17 protein-coding genes are annotated in these 20,672 nt (G+C 46.6%); 10 read left to right on the forward strand and 7 right to left on the reverse strand.

What is annotated here, in order from left to right:
- Window positions 1–147 precede the first annotated feature (147 nt).
- The 3 genes from ACYVGR_RS26970 (at window position 148) to ACYVGR_RS26980 (ending at window position 4,384) form a co-directional block, all read left to right on the forward strand.
- Entirely contained in the window at window positions 148–2,112 is a 1,965-nt protein-coding gene (locus tag ACYVGR_RS26970) for a M1 family metallopeptidase (RefSeq protein WP_460962670.1), read from the forward strand.
- A gap of 24 nt (window positions 2,113–2,136) precedes the next feature.
- The gene (locus ACYVGR_RS26975; protein WP_460962672.1) at window positions 2,137–2,643 is read left to right on the forward strand and encodes an NADH-quinone oxidoreductase subunit C; all 507 of its coding nucleotides are present in this window, start codon (window positions 2,137–2,139) and stop codon (window positions 2,641–2,643) included.
- 76 nt (window positions 2,644–2,719) lie between these two features.
- Entirely contained in the window at window positions 2,720–4,384 is a 1,665-nt protein-coding gene (locus ACYVGR_RS26980) for a hypothetical protein (RefSeq protein ID WP_460962674.1), read from the forward strand.
- Window positions 4,385–4,490: 106 nt separating this feature from the next.
- On the opposite strand, the gene ACYVGR_RS26985 is transcribed toward ACYVGR_RS26980, so the two are convergent.
- Both ACYVGR_RS26985 and lpdA read right to left on the reverse strand, forming a co-directional pair.
- Entirely contained in the window at window positions 4,491–5,855 is a 1,365-nt protein-coding gene (locus tag ACYVGR_RS26985; protein WP_460962676.1) for a M20/M25/M40 family metallo-hydrolase, read from the reverse strand.
- 130 nt (window positions 5,856–5,985) lie between these two features.
- The gene (lpdA, locus tag ACYVGR_RS26990) at window positions 5,986–7,386 is read right to left on the reverse strand and encodes a dihydrolipoyl dehydrogenase (protein ID WP_460962679.1); all 1,401 of its coding nucleotides are present in this window, start codon (window positions 7,384–7,386) and stop codon (window positions 5,986–5,988) included.
- A gap of 232 nt (window positions 7,387–7,618) precedes the next feature.
- Here lpdA and ACYVGR_RS26995 point away from each other — a divergent pair, with 232 nt between their 5' ends.
- On the forward strand, window positions 7,619–8,185 hold the full coding sequence (locus tag ACYVGR_RS26995) for a hypothetical protein (RefSeq protein WP_460962681.1): 567 nt from the start codon (window positions 7,619–7,621) through the stop codon (window positions 8,183–8,185).
- 96 nt (window positions 8,186–8,281) lie between these two features.
- On the opposite strand, the gene ACYVGR_RS27000 is transcribed toward ACYVGR_RS26995, so the two are convergent.
- Window positions 8,282–10,462, reverse strand: coding sequence for a sensor histidine kinase (locus tag ACYVGR_RS27000; protein WP_460962683.1), 2,181 nt, complete (start codon window positions 10,460–10,462; stop codon window positions 8,282–8,284).
- A 499-nt stretch (window positions 10,463–10,961) separates the two neighbouring features.
- Here ACYVGR_RS27000 and ACYVGR_RS27005 point away from each other — a divergent pair, with 499 nt between their 5' ends.
- From ACYVGR_RS27005 to nth, 3 genes are all read left to right on the forward strand, one after another.
- Complete coding sequence (locus ACYVGR_RS27005; RefSeq protein ID WP_018617705.1) at window positions 10,962–11,561, forward strand: RNA polymerase sigma factor; 600 nt, start codon at window positions 10,962–10,964, stop codon at window positions 11,559–11,561.
- Window positions 11,536–11,787 (forward strand): hypothetical protein, encoded by a 252-nt coding sequence (locus ACYVGR_RS27010; RefSeq protein WP_460962685.1) that lies wholly within the window; start codon window positions 11,536–11,538, stop codon window positions 11,785–11,787. The genes ACYVGR_RS27005 and ACYVGR_RS27010 overlap by 26 nt, the downstream gene beginning before the upstream one ends.
- Window positions 11,788–11,911: 124 nt before the next feature.
- Window positions 11,912–12,565, forward strand: coding sequence for an endonuclease III (nth, locus tag ACYVGR_RS27015; protein ID WP_460962726.1), 654 nt, complete (start codon window positions 11,912–11,914; stop codon window positions 12,563–12,565).
- 107 nt (window positions 12,566–12,672) lie between these two features.
- Here the strand turns inward: nth and ACYVGR_RS27020 are convergent, their stop codons facing one another.
- Window positions 12,673–13,092 carry a nucleoside-diphosphate kinase gene (locus tag ACYVGR_RS27020; protein WP_460962687.1) on the reverse strand — a complete coding sequence of 140 codons (420 nt, stop codon included), beginning with the start codon at window positions 13,090–13,092 and terminating at the stop codon, window positions 12,673–12,675.
- A gap of 247 nt (window positions 13,093–13,339) precedes the next feature.
- Here ACYVGR_RS27020 and ACYVGR_RS27025 point away from each other — a divergent pair, with 247 nt between their 5' ends.
- The 3 genes from ACYVGR_RS27025 (at window position 13,340) to rdgB (ending at window position 16,042) form a co-directional block, all read left to right on the forward strand.
- Window positions 13,340–14,371, forward strand: a complete 1,032-nt coding sequence (locus tag ACYVGR_RS27025; protein ID WP_460962689.1) for a DHH family phosphoesterase — start codon at window positions 13,340–13,342, stop codon at window positions 14,369–14,371.
- Window positions 14,372–14,480: 109 nt separating this feature from the next.
- On the forward strand, window positions 14,481–15,392 hold the full coding sequence (locus ACYVGR_RS27030; protein ID WP_460962691.1) for an FKBP-type peptidyl-prolyl cis-trans isomerase: 912 nt from the start codon (window positions 14,481–14,483) through the stop codon (window positions 15,390–15,392).
- Between the two features lie 68 nt (window positions 15,393–15,460).
- On the forward strand, window positions 15,461–16,042 hold the full coding sequence (rdgB, locus tag ACYVGR_RS27035) for an RdgB/HAM1 family non-canonical purine NTP pyrophosphatase (protein WP_460962728.1): 582 nt from the start codon (window positions 15,461–15,463) through the stop codon (window positions 16,040–16,042).
- Window positions 16,043–16,200: 158 nt separating this feature from the next.
- On the opposite strand, the gene ACYVGR_RS27040 is transcribed toward rdgB, so the two are convergent.
- The 3 genes from ACYVGR_RS27040 to ACYVGR_RS27050 all read right to left on the reverse strand — a co-directional run.
- Window positions 16,201–17,916 carry an amidohydrolase gene (locus tag ACYVGR_RS27040; protein WP_460962730.1) on the reverse strand — a complete coding sequence of 572 codons (1,716 nt, stop codon included), beginning with the start codon at window positions 17,914–17,916 and terminating at the stop codon, window positions 16,201–16,203.
- Between the two features lie 52 nt (window positions 17,917–17,968).
- Complete coding sequence (locus tag ACYVGR_RS27045; RefSeq protein ID WP_460962693.1) at window positions 17,969–19,663, reverse strand: peptidase dimerization domain-containing protein; 1,695 nt, start codon at window positions 19,661–19,663, stop codon at window positions 17,969–17,971.
- A gap of 111 nt (window positions 19,664–19,774) precedes the next feature.
- A partial coding sequence (locus ACYVGR_RS27050; RefSeq protein WP_460962695.1) for an outer membrane beta-barrel protein occupies window positions 19,775–20,672 on the reverse strand: 898 nt, incomplete at its 5' end.

The following is a 20,672-nucleotide window of genomic DNA, read 5'->3' on the forward strand; positions in this document are numbered from 1 at the left end:
GTAGTGTTTAGCTGATTTGTGAGGAGTAAAACCGGTTATTCTCTCCTGAAAACTTACCTGAAATTGCGGGCGAGTTGAGCCTCTATTCGTAATCACAGGAATCCCGCTACTTTTGTATCAGTAGGCAATCATTAGCTTTCGTCATCTATGTCATCTCGCCTTTTGCTAAGTATCGTGGGGGTTTTCGTCGCCCTACTTGGGTATGGTCAAAAACCGATCTTCCCAACACCCTTGAGTCCACGATTGGCCAATTACCAGATCGATGTGAAGCTAAATCCGATCACGAAAAAGCTCGATGGCCGGGAAACGCTAACCTGGAAAAATTCGTCTACCGATCAAATCCATGAATTGCAATTTCACCTGTATTTGAATGCCTTCCGTAACGATCAGTCTACGTTTATGCGGGAATCGGGCGGGCAATTGCGAGGAGACCAGATTGACCGAAAATCCAAAGAAGACCCTTATGGTTCTATCGATGTTGTGTCGATGAAGGTACGCGGTGGGGAGGCACTGGCCTATGATTTTTTTCAGCCTGATGATTCGAACCGGGACGATCACACTGTGATTCGGGTGCCTTTAAGCAAACCCCTTGGGCCGGGCGAGACCATCGTTTTAGACATCGTCTTCCGAGCTAAGCTGCCCAAAATCTTCGCCCGAACTGGTTTTAGCCGCGACTTTTTTCTGGTAGGCCAATGGTTTCCTAAAATTGGCGTTTACGAATCGGCCGGAACGCGTTATCAACCCGCTGGGTTAGGAAAAACAGGGCACTGGAATTGCCACCAGTTTCATGCACACTCTGAGTTCTATGCCGACTACGGCGTTTATGATGTAAACATCACCACTCCCAAAGATTATTGGGTAAGCGCCGTTGGCCTTTTTCAGTCCGAAAAACTACACAGCGACGGCACCAAAACAATCCTTTACCACGCCGAAGATGTAGTCGATTTTGCCTGGACGGCTTCGCCCCATTTTCAGGTGATCAACGATACCTGGAAACGGCCTTCGGGGGGCAAGGTCGACATTGAGTTAGTGATGCAACCTGAACACGCCCATCAGGCAAAACGCCATCTGGACGCAGCCAAGGCAGCTTTGGCTTACTTCGATAAACATCTGGGCAAATACCCGTTTCCAAACCTGACCATTGTCGATCCACCGTTACATGCCAGTGGCTCATTTGGTATGGAGTATCCAACATTCATTACCGCCGGAACGGCCTGGTTCTTGCCCGCCGGAGCCCGTTTTCCGGAAGAAGTAACTATTCATGAGTTTGGTCATCAGTACTTTATGCAGCTTCTGGCCACCAACGAGTTTGAAGAAGCCTGGCTCGACGAAGGTTTTAATCAATACTACGAAGGCCGGATTATGGACGCTACCTATGGCGCTCGCTCATCGCAGATTGACTTGTTTGGCTTTCGATGGGGTGATCTGGAAAGCTCACGAGACAATTATGTGCATCAGGATAATCCTGCCCTTGGTTCATCATTTGGCAACACCTGGCAATTGCCCGAAGGCCAGTATGGTGTTTTGACCTATTCCAAAACGGCAACCTGGATGCGAACGCTGGAAGGGCTGGTTGGCCGCACGGTGATGGACGAGATTATGCAGACATATTTCATCCGCTGGAAATTCAAACATCCGGACGGCCAGAATTTCATTGACATTGTGAATGAACTCGTACCGAAACGACTTGGCGCTAAATACGGCCCCAATATGAACTGGTTTTTCGACCAGGTACTGTATGGCGATCAGGTTGTTGACTATGAACTGCTCTCCATTAAAAACCGGAGGGGTACTGGTCAGCAACAGAGCGTTATAACGGTGCAACGAAACGGCGATGGGGTAATGCCCATAGATATACTGGTTCATTTTGATAATGGCCACGAGCTTATGTTATTCTGGGACGGTAAAGGCCGGCAACGCCAATTTACGCTCAATGAGAATGCAAAAGTGGTTTGGGCGAATGTCGATCCGAAGCAGAAGATTTACATGGATACCAACCTTAACAATAATAGCTTAACTCTTGAACCATCATCGGCCCCGGCGGCTAAATTTGCGGCTAAGTTTTTATTCTGGGTTGAAAACTGGATGCAATGGCTGGCCTGGCTGGCGTAAGCTCACGATAATTTTATTAACAAGATGACCTTTTCCGAAATTACTGACCTGCTCACCACCCAGTTTAGTCCTAATATACAGGCCAATACGCAAGCGATACAGCCTTACCTCACCGTTCCTGCAAACCAATTGGTAGCTATTTGCCAATTTTTGCGTGACGACGACCAACTCTATTTTGACTTACTAGCCTGCATTACGGGTATTGATAACGGGCCCAGCGTGGATTCGCACGGGGCCGACACGATGGAGGTCATCTATAATCTTACCTCTATTCCCTATCAGCACAACCTTATGGTAAAAGTGGTTATTCCACGTAATACCACGGGTAAGGAATTGCCAACGATACCAAGTATAGCTCATATCTGGCGAACTGCCGACTGGCACGAACGCGAAACGTTTGATTTGGTTGGCATCCGATTTGAAAACCATCCAGACCTCCGCCGTATCCTGTTGCCTACCGATTGGGTTGGCCATCCACTCCGCACCGACTATCAGGAACAGGAGCAGTATCACGGCATCAAAACCAAATAAGACGTCAGCTTTTTTAGCCTGGAGTTGACTGTTTCTGGTTTTCGTTTGTTATTGCTATATCTGTATTCCTGAATCGATGAAAAATTATTTACAACGCCTTCGGGGCTTATTACTTCCTATCTGCTGCTTAGTATCCCTGACATCTATTGCCCAAACGGATTCGGTAGTTGTAACTGGCCGTATTTATCACTTATCGGCCCGATTGTATCGAGAATCGCCAACTGTATTTGTCAGTCGCAACAATATTCTACAGGCCAATCGCGAATTAGTTCGGCCAGCCCCACTCAATGTAGACGGTTCTTTTCGGGTATCGATGCCGTTGATTTTTCCGCAGGAAGAAATGTATTTCAATTATGGTCGTATTTCGACTGCTTTCCTGGCTAATGCCGGTACGTTGACGATTGAAATCGATGCCGATTCGTTATTTACAGCCGCCGTACCTTTCCGGTTTGGGGGCGTTAATGCGCAGGTAAACCAGCAATTTGCTCGTTATAAGGCGTTTGAAGCCTCTTATCCGAATAAACCGGATGGCAAGAAAATTACGAACCAGGTTACCAATGCGAGCGACGATGCTGCTTATCGGTTAATTTCCAGCGCCTATCAGGCTCCGTTTCTAGCCTTTTCGGCAAAAGAAAAACCATTCCCTTTGCTCAAACGCTGGGTTGGTTACGCTGATCGGTATAATGCAGCGGCTTTCCTGTATGACAAGGCTACGTATGAAAACGATAATTTAACAAAGCTGTTGAACGATTCGCTACGCCCACCTAATGATCAACTGCTGACCGCAGCTCGAGCGTCGGCTATGAATCGATTTGCCAGCTATGCAACTCATCGGCTTACGACCGAAGCCACCCGCGCGAATGGGTTAACCGTACGAGCGTTAGCTCTCTTATTAGAACGATATGGAAAAAACATAACGGCAGAAGAGCGCCTTCGACTTAACGATTACGCTACCTCAAATTCTGCCCGACAGTCTGACTTGAAGTTTTTCGATGGGCTGGTCAAACGAAGCCCGGATACGTTGCAACGTCTGGTAAACTATGAGACGCTGATTCAGCGTAGCATTCGTCAGTTCGATAGTAGTGCCGTCGATTATCTGGCTGCTTATTGGCTTGCCAGTTCGTTACCGGGACTTACCCTGAACTTTTCGAAACTCCTTTACGATTATGCACGGCCGCAGGTAAAAAATCCAACATTGGCCCAGTCGCTGGACGAATTGTATCGGCTCGAAGTAAAAGATAGTACGCGCATTCGGACAGCTATCCAGACTTTACGAAAAGCAGGCCCCTCTACCAGTAGTCTGGAAATTTCGCCGGGAATATTCATGACCCGGAATGACTTTGGCAGCGGTTCGTCCTTGTTAGATCAGGTTATCAATGCCAATCGAGGCAAAGTAATTTACTTACTAATGACATCTGCTTCTGACGAAGCGGGCCGACAGGCGGCACTCGACGCTCAACGTCTGCAAAATGCCTATAGCTCCCGCGATTTGGCGCTTATCTATTTACCAATGCCCGACACTGATAAATCACTTTGGCCAGAAATTGCCACACGCTATAACCTCTCAGGCGATCATTTACTATTAACCAATACGCAGCTTTTGAGTGCTCTTGAGCGGCTTCGATCGGATGAAGATGTGTCGGCAACGATCATCAATCGAACGGGGAAGATTGTAAAACGAAACGCGCCCTTACCGAGCGCGTTCGAGGATGTTAGAAAAGAGATCGATAAAAATCTCTGAGGCTATAAAATGGTCAAGGGTGGTCAGGTGTTGTCAGAAATAGTCAGGGATTGACATACAACTCTTGACTACTCCTGACCACTCTTGACCATTTTTTGACAACCTGTTATAATCCATACTGATCCAGCAAATAGATCAGCGATGCCATCGAAGCCGCACCTAGTTCAAGCTCACGTTGGCTAACGACTTCAAAATTGTCGATAGCCGTATGGTGGTAATCGAAATAACGCTGCGAATCGGGCTTAAATCCAAATAATACCGTACCCGATTGAGCCAATGGGCCAATGTCGGCTCCGCCTCCACCCGCACCAATTTCCAGCAAGCCGTAGGGAGCCAGCAACGGTTTCCAGGGCATTACTTTGGCGCGTTGCTCGGGTGTTCCAACAATACCAAAACCGCGTGGAGTAAATCCACCCGCATCAGACTCAACAGCGGCCATATGCTTCTCGTTGTTCTTTTTAGCCAGATCGGCGTATTGTACACCCCCACGCAGGCCATTTTCCTCATTCATAAACATAACAGCCCGAATTGTACGCTTCGGCTTAATGCCTAATGCTTTAAACAGCCGAAGCACTTCTATTGACTGCATGCAGCCTGCTCCATCGTCCTGCGCTCCTTCGGCCAGATCCCATGAGTCTAAATGTCCGCCCACCACAATGATTTCGTCAGGCTTCTCACTGCCCTTGATTTCACCTACCACATTGTACGACTTGGCATCGGGCAAGGTCTCGCAGCTTTGTTTAAAATAAAACGTCAGATTCGGATTTTCCTTTAGCGATTTACTGAGTAAATCTGCGGCATTGGTGCTAATGGCCGCCGTTGGAATCAGTGGAACGCCCGTAGCATACCGCATACCACCCACGTGCGGATAATCATCATGCCGAGGATTCATTGACCGAACAATAGCGCCCACGGCACCCAGTTTTGCGGCTTCGGTAGCACCGTTAGCTCGTTGGTCAACGGCTCCGCCATAAGCTTCAAACGTATTGATTTTTGTCGGGTCCATCGGTCGATTGTAAAACACAATCTTGCCTTTCACTTTATCGGCACCGAGAGCCCGCAATTCGGGAAAGCTGGTCACTTCAATCACACCGGCTTCAACACCTTTTGGCCCTGTTGCCACTGAACCACCCAAAGCGGCAATAGGTACAGTTGTCTTCTGTTTCCCGTTCTGGATATAAGCCACTTCTTTTGCTCCACGTACCCAATGCGGCACCATAACATCCTGCAAAAACACGCGATCAAAGCCTTCTTGCTCCATGACCTGCTTGGTCCAGTCAACGGCTTTCTGAGCACCTTCTGAACCACTCAGACGCGGGCCAATTTTTTTGGTTAAGTGTCGCAGCCATTCGTAGGATTTCCCATTCGAGAGCGCTTCGTTATAAATTTTTCGGATAGCGACCGAATCGGCGTTTTGCGCCTGTGTATACCCGACTACCAGCGTAAAGAGAAGTGTAATTGTTTTCTTCATTATAGGGGTTGTATTGGTTAAAAAGGCAATATACAGAAAAGCCCGGCTGCTGAAAAGCAACCGGGCTATCAGTACCACGGACTTCAGTCTGTTTTTCTTTTTTACCAGTATGGACTAAAGTCCGTGATCCTTACATATTAATGGCCCGCTTATCCGTGGCATCCAGACAGGCTTCTTTGAACGCTTCTGTATAGGTTGGGTGAGCGTGCGACATGCGTGAAACATCTTCGGCAGATGCCCGAAACTCCATCGCTACGACCGCTTCAGCAATCATATCGGCAGCACGCGCGCCAATCATATGAACGCCCAGAATCTCGTCGGTTTCTTTGTGCGCTAACACCTTTACAAGTCCATCGACATCCATACTCGCCCGCGCCCGGCCAAGTGCTTTGAAGGGGAAAGAACCGACCTTGTAAGGAATTCCTTCTTGTTTTACTTCCTCTTCTGTGTAGCCTACTGCTGCCACTTCTGGCCATGTATAGACGACTCCCGGAATCAGGCGATAATGAATATGGGGCTTTTGACCTACAATAGTTTCAGCGATGAACGTACCTTCTTCTTCAGCTTTGTGTGCCAGCATTGCACCCCGAATTACGTCGCCCAGCGCATAAATATGAGGAACATTTGTCCGTAGGTGCTCATCTACCTCAACCCGTCCCCGGTTGTCAACTTTAACGCCAGCGGCTTCGAGGTTCAGTCCATCCGTGTATGGACGACGACCAACCGAAACCAGGCAATAATCGCCGGTAAGCGTGATTTGCTCTCCCTTTGGCGAATCGGCGCTAACGACGACTTCGTTACCTGTATTTTCTACTTTCGTGACTTTGTGGCTGAAATAGAAATCGGCACCGAGTTTTTTGATGGCCTTTTGTAGCTCTTTGCCCATCGTTTTATCCATCGTTGGAATCATCGAATCAGCAAATTCGACAAACGACACCTTAGCACCTAGTCGGGCATAAACAGAACCCAATTCGGCACCAATTACACCAGCACCAATTACGATCAGATGCTTAGGCACTTCCGTCAGTTTCAGTGCTTCGGTCGATGTAATGACACGTTTTTTATCGATAGGCATCGATGGGAACGACGATGGTTTCGAGCCCGTTGCAATGATGATATTCTTACCGGTGATTGTCTGTTCCGATCCGTCGGCTTTGGTAATTTTAATGGTGTGCGGATCAACAAACGAACCAACGCCGTGTATCTCGTCGATTTTGTTTTTCTTCATCAGGAAATTGATACCCTTTGTTGTCGCATCAACAACTTCCTGTTTACGCTTAATCATTTGTGCTAAATCAACCTGCAAATCAGCGAGTTTGATACCGTGTTCTGCGAAGGTGTGCGACGCGTTATAAAAATGCTCCGACGAGTCGAGCAATGCTTTCGACGGAATGCAACCTACATTAAGGCAAGTGCCCCCCAACGCTGGGTATTTTTCAATAATGGCCGTTTTTAGTCCGAGTTGAGCACAGCGAATGGCACCAGTGTAGCCACCTGGGCCCGAACCAATCATAATAACATCGTATTCCATAGTGTCAGTTAGTAAAGGTTTGACGTTTGTAGTCTGAAGTTTGACGTTACTGTCACAAATTCAAGCATGAGCCAGCTAACGTCAGACCTCAAACCATAAACTTCAAACTATTATTGAGATAGCATTCCGACTGCAAATTTGGTTCAGAATTTGATTACCCAAACCGATTTGTAAAAATTCGTGTTGGTTGTTCCGTAAGGCTCGCTTATCTGGAGCCGTTTTGGTGTGATTTATGCGCTTTGTTTATCCCTCTTTCCTTCTAGTTACGCTGTTAATCAGTGGCTGTGCCGATCCTGCTCAGCAAACACAACCCAACGTTTATTACGACGTCCTTCGTTTTGTTAAACAGCAGATTTCTGACCTTTCAGCGCAGAAACCGCTCGTTCGCAAGGCTGTCGCTATTAATGATTCCAAGAGTCAGCAAACCATACGGGAGATTAACTGGAGTCATGAACTGGAATTATTTACTCAGGCAGACATCAACAAGCCAGCCCTCCGAAGCAGTTACCAGATTTCCCGGCCCGATTCGATGACCTTTCAGTATACCTTAAAAAATCCGGATGATCGGTTAGCAGTTCGATCGCTCCGTGTGGAGGTCGATTCGGTAACGCATCAGCCACGTCGAATTGAAGCCACCCTTCAAACCAGCAATCCACTCTATTCGTCGGAGCGTACTCTTCTGCTCGAAAGTGGTGCTGTTGGCAAAGCATGGCGCGTTCAACACTATAAAGTGAGTGGTTTCCAAAAGCTTCCGTATTTCGATAAGAATAACTTTTTAGTGGAGGGGCGTATTCAATAAAGAGACAGAACGCAAATAGCGCGGATGCTACTGATTAACACAGATTTTATCTGCGCAACCCATAACTATCTGTGTTATCTGCGTTCTATATCCTCCTTATGCCTTTTCCAGATTCGGCAGAAGGGGAAGAATAAAAATAAAGGTCGTTCCTTCGCCAGGGCCAGAGTGGATTTCGTAACGTCCCTGAATCAGATCCATACGCGCCTGAATATTATGTAGCCCCATGCCCGTTGCATCGCTCGGGTCCATGCCGCACCCATTGTCTTTCACAATCATATTCAGCTCGTTATTGAACCGCCGAAACAAGATCTGAGCCTCCGTTGCTTCGGAGTGTCGAAGAATATTGCTGCACAATTCAATACAAATCGAATACAGATTAAACTCAGCGGTTTTATCAAGACGAGGCAATTCTGCATTCTCCAGACTGAATTTAATCTTCTGACTGATATTGAGTTTATGAACCAATCGGATAAGAGCCTCCGACAACCCCTGTTTTTCTAATTCATCCGGCTGAAGATTGTGCGACAGGTAACGTATTTCGGCAAACGCTTCCTTACTCATGTTCAACAGATTATGATAAATCTGTTGTTCTCGATCGGCCATCTTTGCGGGGTTCAATGCCGATAGACTGGTTTTTATAGCTGCCAGTAATCCGCCAAGACTATCGTGCAAATCGGCGGCCATGCGCTTACGTTCAAGAGTTTGTCCGCGCAGAAGTGCTTCCTCAATTTCACGGTTCTTTGCTCGTAGCTGATCATTGGCCCGTTTCAACTCAATTGTTCGAGCCAGAACCTTATCTTCCAAATCATGATTCAGCGCTTCAATTTCCAGCTTCTGTCGGTTGATAAGTTTATTTTTTCGGTAATAAACCGCCACAAAACCAAATAGCATAGCCAGACCACCAACCAGCACAATCCGCAAAAGACTAGCCTGCTCAATATCATGACTAAGCTGGTCAATATGTGCTCGTTGTTCCAGCCGGGTTTTCTGCGATTCAGCCCGCAGTCGCTCGGTTTCGATCGACTGTTTTAGGTGATTCATCCGGGTTTGGCTCGCCAATTGATCTCGTTCCGCCCCGGCGCGAAGACGTTCTAACTCAGCCTGCCGACGCACGTTGATCAATTGTTGTTGCTGAATAAATCGCTCTTTTTCGGCAGCAATTGTAACCTGATTGATATCGTACTTTTTCTGCACAGCCGATAACTCCTCTACTCGTTTGAGGTTTGTCAGGCTATCCCGTAGGGCGCTATATTCTTCGTACATAGCCAATGCCAAAGCAGGTTGATTAGCCGCACGATATGCCCGGTATAACGACTGAGTCGCCATCTGTTGAATACGAGTATAGCCGGCATTTCGCGCTATGGCAACAGCCTTCTCCCCAAACTCAATAGCTAGTTTGGGCTGGTTCGTTTGGGTGTAACATTCTGACAACCTCGCCCAAACAGCAGCCTGACCGGGTCGGTCATTTAGTTGAGTCCAAACGGCAAGTCCCTCTTCGAATACCTTAATGGCCTGCACAGGCTGTTGACGACTAATGAAGAAATCCCCTAATCGCTCATCGGCATAAGCTACATTAATCTGGGAATGCGTATCTAACGCTATTTGCCGACTCGCTTCATATTGCTGACGTGCCTCTTCATACCGCCCCTGAATCTCGTACACTTCACCAATTTGGCTAATAGCCTGACTGGTCAGCAGTTTCCGGTTTTTGGGCGTCAGAAGTTTATTAAAACCGAGTAGGGTTAACGAAAGCTGATAACTCGTCAACGCATTCGTATACTCTTTCAGAAGCATGTAAATGTCGCCCATGTTCATCTGAACCTGCCAGCGTGGAGAGCTTTCGCGAGGGAGCTTTACACATAATTCAGAAGCTCGCTGGTTAATCTGGAGCGCATGAGGATAATCGCCCTTAACGGTTCGGAGATAATACTCCTGAAACATCAAGGCCCGAACAACATAGAGATCATTGTGATAAACAAGCGCCTGTTCTTCCAGTTGCTTTGCGTACAAAAAACTACTGTCGCGCTGTTGGCCACGCATTTGCTTAAACACAAGGGCCATAAAACGTATACCCTCCAACCGGAGCGTATCATTGGTTCGGTTTCGGGGCAGTCGAGCTGCTAATTGCCGATGCGCCCGCCCAAGCGTTAGCAAGCTATCCATATAAGCAGCATCACCCCGCCGGTCGAAATTAAACTCCGGCAGTTTCGGACATGATTGGGCAAAGCAGATGGCACACCAGCCAAGCATTGTCATTCCAAGCCAAACTGATCTCATAGGGGCATTACTAACTTAGTAGGAAGTACGAAAATACTGATTTAGTACAGTAAATCAAGGGATTGACAGGATTAATGGCTTATTTTTTGTGTATCGTATACAGCTAACGTGTTCTTTAGGCTTCCAAGAAAAACAATAGGAACCGTTGCTTCTCTAAAGACTAGGCCTACCTTTGCGGCAATTATTAAAAAAAGTTAATCTCCCATTAAACGGATTGCTTCTTGATTGAATCTATATTGTGCAATCAAACGTAAATACAATTATTTCCAAGAATAAGCTATATTTAGACCGCTAGATACATAACAGTATTATTTCTGGTTCTAAATAGAAGTTTTAAAGGAAAAAACTACCATTTGGCAGATTTTTTGCACTGTTTATTTGGATTTAAGCAGAATAATTTAGTATCTTCAAGGCTGGATCGAACAAAGATTAGTAAAAACATAACCTCCTTATACACTATCGGCACACAACTCTACGTTACCTAATTGTCTTACTGAAAATGGAAAAAGCCCAGGTAAACGACAGTGAGTTGATTTCCCTGTACATCCGTGGTAATGAAAAAGCCTTTGCCAAATTAGTGCAACGGCACAAATCGAAAATTTACACCACTATTTACCTGATTGTAAAAGATCAGTATGTAGCGGAAGACTTAATGCAGGACACGTTTATTAAGGCCGTGGATACGCTTAAGTCGGGTAGATATAACGAGGAGGGAAAATTTCTACCCTGGATTATTCGAATTGCTCACAACTTGGCCATTGACTATTTCCGAAAGGATAAACGCTACCCCAGTGTGGTGTTTGAGGACGGAAGCAGTGTGTTTAATACGCTTGAGTTTGCGGAGGATTCCGTTGAATCGCTCCAGATTCGGCAGGAAACACACGAGCACCTACGTGAGTTGATTCAGCGATTGCCGGAACAGCAGCGTCAGGTACTTATTATGCGGCACTACGAGGAAATGAGTTTCCAAGAAATTGCCGATGCTACCGGCGTCAGTATAAACACGGCTTTGGGACGTATGCGTTATGCGCTGATAAATCTGCGCAAACAACTGAGCAAACGTTCGCCGAGTTATGATAAAAACATTTACCCAAGATGATGTAATCCGGTATGTCTATGAAGAGACCTCGCCAGAGGAAAGTCTCCTCATAGAAGATGCCCTCATGTCAGAGCCAGATCTGATGACGTTCTTCCTCGAAGCCCTGGAACTCAGAGCTTTGATGAATAAAATAGAGCGTCAGCCACGAAAAAATACGGTTCAGGCAATTCTGAATTATTCCCAAAATCATCCAGCAAACCCACCTGCTCGTCAACGACATTCGTAACGAACAGGTGGATATTGCTATTCCTGTAGCGCGGGTTTCCACCCGCGTAGTGGAAAGCCATTTTGTAATAAATTTACAAATGAGCTACCAACTACGCGACTTTCCAGTCGCGCTACTCTATGCTATGCAAAAAAAAGAACGGTTCAGGCGCTTCATTGAGTACTTCACCGAACATTATCCCGAACCCCAAACAGAACTGAATTTCAGTAATCCTTATGAGTTACTGGTGGCCGTAATTTTATCGGCGCAGTGTACCGATAAGCGAATCAATCAGATTTCACCAGCACTTTTCGCTCGGTTTCCAGAACCAGAATCATTAGCTGCTGCCTCAGCCGATGAGGTGTTCACTTACATTCGTAGTGTTTCGTATCCCAATAATAAGGCGAAACATCTGGTTGGCATGGCCAGAACACTTTTAGAGAAATTCGGGGGAGAAATTCCGGCAACCGTTGAGGAATTACAAACCTTGCCTGGAGTGGGCCGTAAAACAGCCCATGTAATTTTGTCGGTGGTGTATAATGAGCCGACGATGGCAGTCGACACCCATGTATTTCGTGTATCACACCGAATTGGGCTGGCGCCACTCACAGCCACTACGCCCTTAGCTGTTGAAAAGGCACTGATGGCGCATATTCCCAAACAATACGTTCCCAAAGCCCATCACTGGCTTATTCTGCATGGTCGCTACGTATGTCTGGCTCGCGCGCCTAAATGCGGAGAATGTAAGCTGAAGGAATTCTGTAAGTATTATGAGAAGCTAAAACCGGGATTTTTATGATTTAACTGACTGACTTTGATTTCTTTTACTTGGTTTTCGTAGAAAGCAGAATACTAAAATCAAGGTCAGTTAGTTAAATCATAAAAATCCCGGTTCAGATTATCAGATTAATACTGATCTGTACCTGCAAAGAAGAAATTACTCTCAATCTGAGCATTTTCGTCTGAATCAGAGCCGTGAATTGCGTTGGCTTCGAGTGATTTGGCGTATAATTTCCGGATAGTACCTTCTTCGGCCTGAGCTGGATTGGTAGCTCCGATTAGTTTACGAAAATCAGCAACGGCATTCTCTTTTTCAAGAATCATCGGAACAATAGCGCCCGACGACATATAGGTACAAAGGGAACTATAGAACGGACGTTCGCTGTGAACGGCATAGAATTGTCCGGCCCGTTCACCGGTCAGCTGTGTTTTCCGGATGGCTACAATCCGGAAACCCGCTTCTTCAATCATCTTAATAATTGCACCTGTATGCCCAGCTTCTACAGCGTCGGGCTTAATCATTGTGAATGTTCGGTTAGTTGCCATTCTAGTTCTTTTTGTCCCAATTTTATACGGCACTAATGTACAGACTTTCCCATGAAATGCTATTAAATTCAGGATTTTGACGCCGTGATGCACCCAGAAAACACAGAGATTCGTAGAGAAATAATACTAAAACCTTCTTGAATCTCTGTGTTTTCTGGGTGCATCTCTACACCAAAACTTTTTCCGTCCATCTCAATTAGTATTATTCGTACTTTTGGGTTTCGATTACAGCTCCGGCTGTTTATGTATGCAAGATATTGAAGCAATTGGCACACTTATAGGGCAACCGCCGGGCGGCCCCGCGCAAACCGTGCTGATTACCACTCACCAGAATCCCGATGCCGATGCAATGGGGTCATCGCTGGGACTGGCGGGTTACCTTCGCAAAAAAGGCCATCGGGTTACCGTTGTGACTCCGACTGACTATCCGCTAAACCTCCATTGGATGTCAGGTAATGATGATGTAATTGCGTTTGAGGAAAAAGTGCGCGTATCGGTTAGTCAGATGATGGAAGAGGCCGATGTTATTTTTTGCCTCGATTTTTCGAGTCTCGACCGTATCCGCGAACTGGCTCCTATGGTACGACAGTCTCGTGCCCGCAAAGTGCTGATCGATCATCATCTAGAACCCGAATCGTTCGCCGATATGGCTCTTTGGGACCCAAGTGCCGCATCGACTACCGAATTGATCTTTCGACTTATTGTAGAGTTAGGCGAAAAAGACCTGATTGATATTCCGATTGCCGAATGTCTGTACGCAGGTTTAATGACCGACACCGGTTCTTTCCGCCACTCGAATACAACAGGGAATGTACACCGTATGGCAGCTCAGTTATTGGACCTCCATATTGATGTGAGCAGCATTCACCGACGAATATTCGATAATGTAACGATCGACAAGTTCCGCTTGCTGGGCTACGTGTTGAATGAAAAACTGAAGGTGTTACCCGAGTACAAGTTCGCCTATATTACCCTAACTGATGCCGAGCTGAAGCGTTATCGCTCTAAAACTGGCGACACCGAAGGTTTGGTGAATTATGCGCTGGCCGTTGAAGGTGTTGTTATGGCAGCCATCCTGATTGATCGGAACGAAGAAATTCGCATGTCGTTTCGATCAATTGGTAATTTTTCGGTACGTGATCTGGCTAGTACTCATTTCGATGGAGGAGGGCATAGAAATGCAGCTGGCGGGCGTTCTAGGTTATCGTTATCCGAAACAGAAAAAAAGCTTTTATCAATAGTACCTCTATATCAGCAACAGTTGCTGGAAACCGTTTAAAATACGGTATTCGGTTTATAGTTTACGGTAGTAAGCCGATGAGTCCGAGTGCTAGTACCGTAAACTATAAACCGTAAACACATTATAAGTATAAACCAAGTAATCTCTCATGTCTCTTAAAAATTTCGGGAAAGCCGCCCTGCTTGTCGCTGTGGTAGCAGCCTGCGGTAAAAACCGCCAACAGGTGACGGAAAACGGCCTGAAGTACACAATTCACGAACAATCGGAAGGAACGCGTAAAGGGAAAGTCGGTGATATTTTGACGCTGCACCTTACGTTGATGAACAACAAAGACTCGGTTCTGCGCGACACCCACAAAGAAGGTGCTCCGTTCCAGATGTTATTGCAAGTGCCACCTTTCAAAGGTTCTTACGAAGAAGGTTTGACCATGCTGAGCAAAGGTGATAGTGCTACGTTCTATGTAAGTGCCGATTCGCTGTTTACACGGGCTATGCAACCACTGCCTCCAGGTGTTCAGAAAGGTACCGACATTGGTATCGCGGTGAAAGTCGTGAATATTCAGACAGAGGAAGAATATAAGAAAACGCAGGCTGCTGATTTCGAGAAACAAAAAGGCATCGATGCCAAAGTAATCGAAAACTATATCGCCAAGAATGGCTTAACGGGTAAAGCGCAGAAAACTGAATCGGGCGTTTATTATGTCGTAACGCAGCCCGGTAGCGGCCCAACGCCACAAAAAGGCGAAGTCGTACAGGTGCATTACACAGGTAAACTCCTGGATGGTAAAGTCTTCGATAGCTCGCGCACGAACCCACAGGCGGGCGGCAAACCAGCTCAATTCCAATTAGGTGTTGGCATGGTGATTCCAGGTTGGGAAGAAGGTGTTAGCAAACTCCACAAAGGTGAAAAAGCAACGCTGATCATTCCATCGACACTGGCTTATGGCCCACGCGGCAACCAGGCAATTCCAGCTAACTCAGTATTGCTGTTCGATATTGAGTTGATCGACATTCAGAAAGGCCAGGCAGCTCAGCCAGGAATGCCACAACCAAGTCGGTAATCGAATCGTAGCTAAGTTTTTAAAAAGCCGTTTGCAGTTATTGCTGTAAACGGCTTTTTTTGTTCATGATGGAACTCTGTTTTGCCACCAACAATCAACACAAACTCGACGAAGTAGCTGGCCAACTCGGCAACTCGTTCGCCCTCAAAACCTTGCGCGATATTGGCTGCGAGGATGAATTACCTGAAACCACGGGCACAATTCCGGGCAATTCTCGCCAGAAAGCGGATTATGTCTGGACGCATTTTGGCATTTCGTGCTTCGCCGATGATTCAGGTCTGGAAGTAGAAGCCCTTAACGGCGAACCGGGTGTCGATTCGGCTTACTATTCGGGAAGCCGGGATGCGCAGAAAAACATTGAAAAATTGCTGGGTAAACTAAGCGGAAGCAGCAATCGAAAAGCACAATTCGTGACGGTTTTCACGCTTGTTCTACATGGTGTTGAACACCAATTCAATGGGATTATTGAAGGCCAGATTCTGACCGAACCACGTGGCACGGGCGGTTTTGGCTACGACCCGGTTTTTCTACCGGATGGCCATGATCGGACATTTGCCGAAATGAGTATCGAAGAAAAAAATGGCATGAGCCATCGTTCCCGAGCACTAGCGAAGATGATAGCTTACTTGGAAAAGCAGGCAACATTTTAATTTTACTGTAAAACAAGCAGTGCGGGCAGGTTCTCAAACCTGCCCGCACTGCTTGTTTTTTTGTCATTCCGACGCCAGGAGGAATCTCAACATTGCTTATTAGTCAAGCTTGAGATTCCTCCTGGCGTCGGAATGACAAAAAATATACATTGACAAGATTACTCTGACCGCGACGAGCCTACTTTGGCAGCCGCCGATTTTTCTTTTTCCTTTTCAAGTACCTTTTTAACAGCTTCCCGTTGATCGTCGCGCAGGGTTGGATAGGTAATGCCTAACTGCTCCAGGTAGCTTTTGTACTTGCTGGGATCGTAGTAAAACTTCTCCAATTTCGGCTTGAACTCCGCCATGATCTTCTTGTTCAAATAAATAGCGGGTTGCTCCTTGGGCGAAATCAGCGGCTCATATTTGATGTCTTTAGTTTGCTCGTCTTTGTAATAAGCCCACGCATCTTTGATCAACTCAGGCTTTAGCAAAAGATCCAGCAAAGTCATCGCTTCGGCTTTAGCGCCGTATACAACACCTTTGTGAGCAATGGGAGTAGCCATCGAAATAGCGTTGGCCCAATGGTGACCGGGTAAGCCGGGAATGTTACTAGGATAACGCAGTACAATAGTGGGCAACGACCATGAAATATCGGCAATATCATCCGAACCACCGCCCATTGGCGTCATGGCCTGACCGCCCATCATCACTACCGGAGCCGAGGATGTTGGCATTCCCATCGAATCTAATTTCGTAGCTAGCCCTTCGGTCTTAGGCGCTTGTAACTCAATTTGTGAGGCTCGTGCCAGCAATTGATCTTCTTCCGACCAGGTTGGCAAGCCTACCTTCTTAATGTTATCATAGGCAGCTGCTGCCATCACTTTGTTGGTGTGCACTGGCCAGGCCGACCCCAGAATTTCGTACGTGAATTTCGTATCGGTCATCAGGGCAGCTCCTTCGGCGATCTTCACTCCTGTTTCGAAGAGTTTCTTGATTTTTGGATAAGTTCGTTCCCGGAAGTAATACCAGACAGCCGCTTTAGAAGGTACGACGTTGGGTTGGTCACCACCATCAGGAATAACATAATGTGAGCGCTGGGTCAATTCGAGGTGTTCGCGCCGGAAGTTCCAGCCGATGTTCATCAATTCAACGGCATCCAGGGCCGACCGTCCCCGCCAGGGAGCGCCCGCTGCGTGAGCAGCCTGTCCTTCGAAGTTAAACTTCACCGACACCAGACCGTTGTTGCCATTATCACCCCAGGAAACGCCCAGATTGTTGCCCACGTGGGTAAAGATACAAGCATCTACATCCTTGAAATAGCCATCCCGAACGTAGAACGCTTTTGTACCAACTAACTCTTCGGCAACACCCGGCCAAAGCATGAGCGTACCGGGAATTTTCTCCCGCTCCATCAGCTTCTTGACCGCCAGAACCGCGACGATATTCAACGCCTGGCCTGAGTTGTGGCCTTCGCCGTGACCGGGAGCGCCTTCTACGATTGGATCTTTGTAAGCCACACCGGGTTTCTGGCTGGCTTTCGGAATACAGTCAATATCAGAACCAACGGCAATCAATGGTTTACCCGATCCCCAGGTAGCAATCCAGGCTGAGGGAATACCTGAAATACCCTTTTTAACCGTGAAGCCTTCTTTTTCCAGCAGTTCTGTCAGGTATTTAAACGACTCTTCTTCCTGGAAGCCAAGCTCAGCAAAGCTGAATAGCTTATCGTTGATTTGCTGAGCCAGCACTTTGTTAGCCTCTACTGAAGCCACAGCTTCGGCCTTCAGTTTGTCCAGTTTGCTGTCGTTGGATTTAGCCGTTTTTTTTGCCTGTCCGAATAAAAGCGCGGGCGTGAGCAAAAACAGACTTAAAAGCATTGTGTACTTTTTCATGTCAAGAATGACCATTGTTTTGAAGTGATTGAGTTAGTTATTGGTTAAGCTTTTATTTTCCTTTCATTCCCCTCTCTTTTTCAGCCGCTTTCGCAATGGCTTCCCGCTGATCGTCGCGTAGAGTTGGGTACTTGATACCTAATTGCTCCAGATAGGTTTTATACTTGCTGGGGTCGTAGTAAAATTTCTCTAGTTTAGGCTTGAACTCGGTCATGATCTTCTTGTTGAGATAAACCGCAGGCTGTTCTTTAGCGCTAATTAATGGTTCGTATTTGATGCCTTTAGTCTGCTCATCATTGTAGTAAGCCCAGGCCGCTTTAATAATTTCAGGTTTCAGTAGCATGTCGAGCAACGTCATGGCTTCGGCTTTAGCACCCGCTACAATACCTTTGTGAGCAATAGGCGTAGCCATCGAAATAGCATCGCTCCAATGGTGACCGGGTAAGCCCGGAATATTGCTGGGGTATCCTAAAACAATTGTTGGTACCGACCACGAAATATCGGCAATATCATCTGAACCACCCGATAAAGGCGTCATCGCCTGACCACCCATCATCACCACAGGCGCCGAAGACACGGGTAAACCAACAGAATCTATTTTCGTATCAAGTCCCTTTAGATTAGGAGATTGCAATTCCCGCTGAGTGGCCTTTGCCAATAACTGATCTTCTTCTGACCAAGTTGGTAAGCCCACTTTCTTGATGTTCTCATAAGCAGCCGCTGCAATGGGTCGGTTGGTATGTACGGGCCAGGCTGAACCCAGAATTTCGTAAGTAAACTTCGTATCAGTCATTAAGGCAGCCCCTTCCGCCATTTTCATTCCCGTTTCGAACAATGCCTTTATCTTGGGGTAGGTACGTTCGCGGAAGTAGTACCAAACGGCCGCTTTGGAAGGCACTACGTTCGGTTGATCGCCCCCATCCGAAATAACATAATGGGAGCGCTGGGTTAGTTCAAGGTGTTCACGTCGATAATTCCAGCCGATATTCATTAATTCGACGGCATCCAGCGCACTACGTCCGCGCCAGGGAGCGCCCGCTGCATGAGCCGCTTGCCCCTCAAAATTGAATTTAGCCGAAATCATGCCGGTAGTTCCATTATCACCCCAGGCAACTCCAAGATTACTGGCAACGTGGGTAAAGATGCAGGCATCTACATTCTTGAAATAGCCATCCCGAACGTAGAACGCTTTCGTACCGAGTTGCTCTTCAGCAACCCCTGGCCAGAGCATGAGCGTACCGGGAATTTTCTCCCGCTCCATCAGCTTCTTGACCGCCAGAACCGCGACGATATTCAACGCCTGGCCTGAGTTGTGACCTTCGCCGTGACCGGGAGCGCCTTCTACAATCGGATCTTTGTAAGCCACACCGGGTTTCTGACTTGCCTTTGGAATACAGTCGATATCGGAACCAACGGCAATTAATGGCTTACCTGAGCCCCAGGTAGCGATCCAGGCGGTGGGAATACCTGCTACCCCTTTCTGAATGGTAAAGCCTTCTTTTTCGAGAATTGTCGTTAAATACTTGAACGTCTCTTCTTCCTGAAAACCGAGTTCCGAAAAGCTGAAGAGCATATCATTGATTTGCTGCGCCTGAACTTTACTAGCCTCCACAGATGCGACAGCTTCGGCTTTTAACCGTTCAATTCGGTCGGTTGGCGCAGTGGATTTTGTGACCTTTTTACTTTGCCCAAATACGAGTGCAGGCAGCAAAAGTAGCCCAAATAAAAGATTTGTACAGTATTTCATAGGTATTGCCAAATTTTATGAGGGAAATCATATTATTTACCTGATAAAGATACGGCTAAAAGCCTATGACATAAACGATTTACGGCAAAAACAACTCCTATTGGGTGTTCTTTATTCGTGTTTAATAAGCGGTACGCTTATCGTTAATTGAAGTGAACGCGAGGTAGCTATGCGGCTTACTGCATCCAAGACAAAATGCGGCATTGTGCGAAACTCTAGATACATTCTCTGTTTTTTTGTTAAGGGAATATCGGCCCCAATACCCGCTAAATAGCCTATACCAACATTTGTTTGATGAAGAAAAGGAATCTCTATACTGTACTGGGAATCTACAAACCTGCCACTTATAGACGTTCTCATCGTGGGAACCACCCCGCCCTTTAAATACAATCGAGTAGCCTTATCAATGAATACATAACGACCTAAAATAGGCAACGAGAGAAAATGCTCTTCGAAAGAATACAGGCGCGTATTTTGAGCAGTTGGATCTAGGGGATTCGTTAACGGAACCGAAAGGTTACCTTTATAATGACTGGCTAAAAATTCAATACTAGCAGAAAGCCGTTTTCGGGGGGCCACTGTAAAAAAAGCCCCTATCGTAGCTGTATAAAATGAACTATAGACGCCATTTGGATTATAATATGTCGTGTTCTTCGGGTCAGATACCCCATATGCCCAACTATTCACAAGGGCATTTGCAGATAAGCCAGCTTCATATCGGAATCGTTTTTTAGGTCGAGATTGACTTTGTGATTGGCCAGGGTTAACACACTGATTGTAGGTATTTACGACACGTTCAATATAAACAATCGTATTAAGGAAGGATTGAGGTCTTAGCAAATTAGAAAATCGGGAATCACTACACTCGGTTAAATACTTTGTCAACATGAGCAAGGTAAGATTTCCTCTTAATGGAACAAACGTTTTATCAGGTAAGCGTATCGCGCTAGTCAAGCGACCTTCAGGATAAAAAAGAGTGTATAGGCCAATGTATCCAAGTCGGAGGCCA

The sequence above is a fragment of the Spirosoma litoris genome (assembly GCF_054776755.1).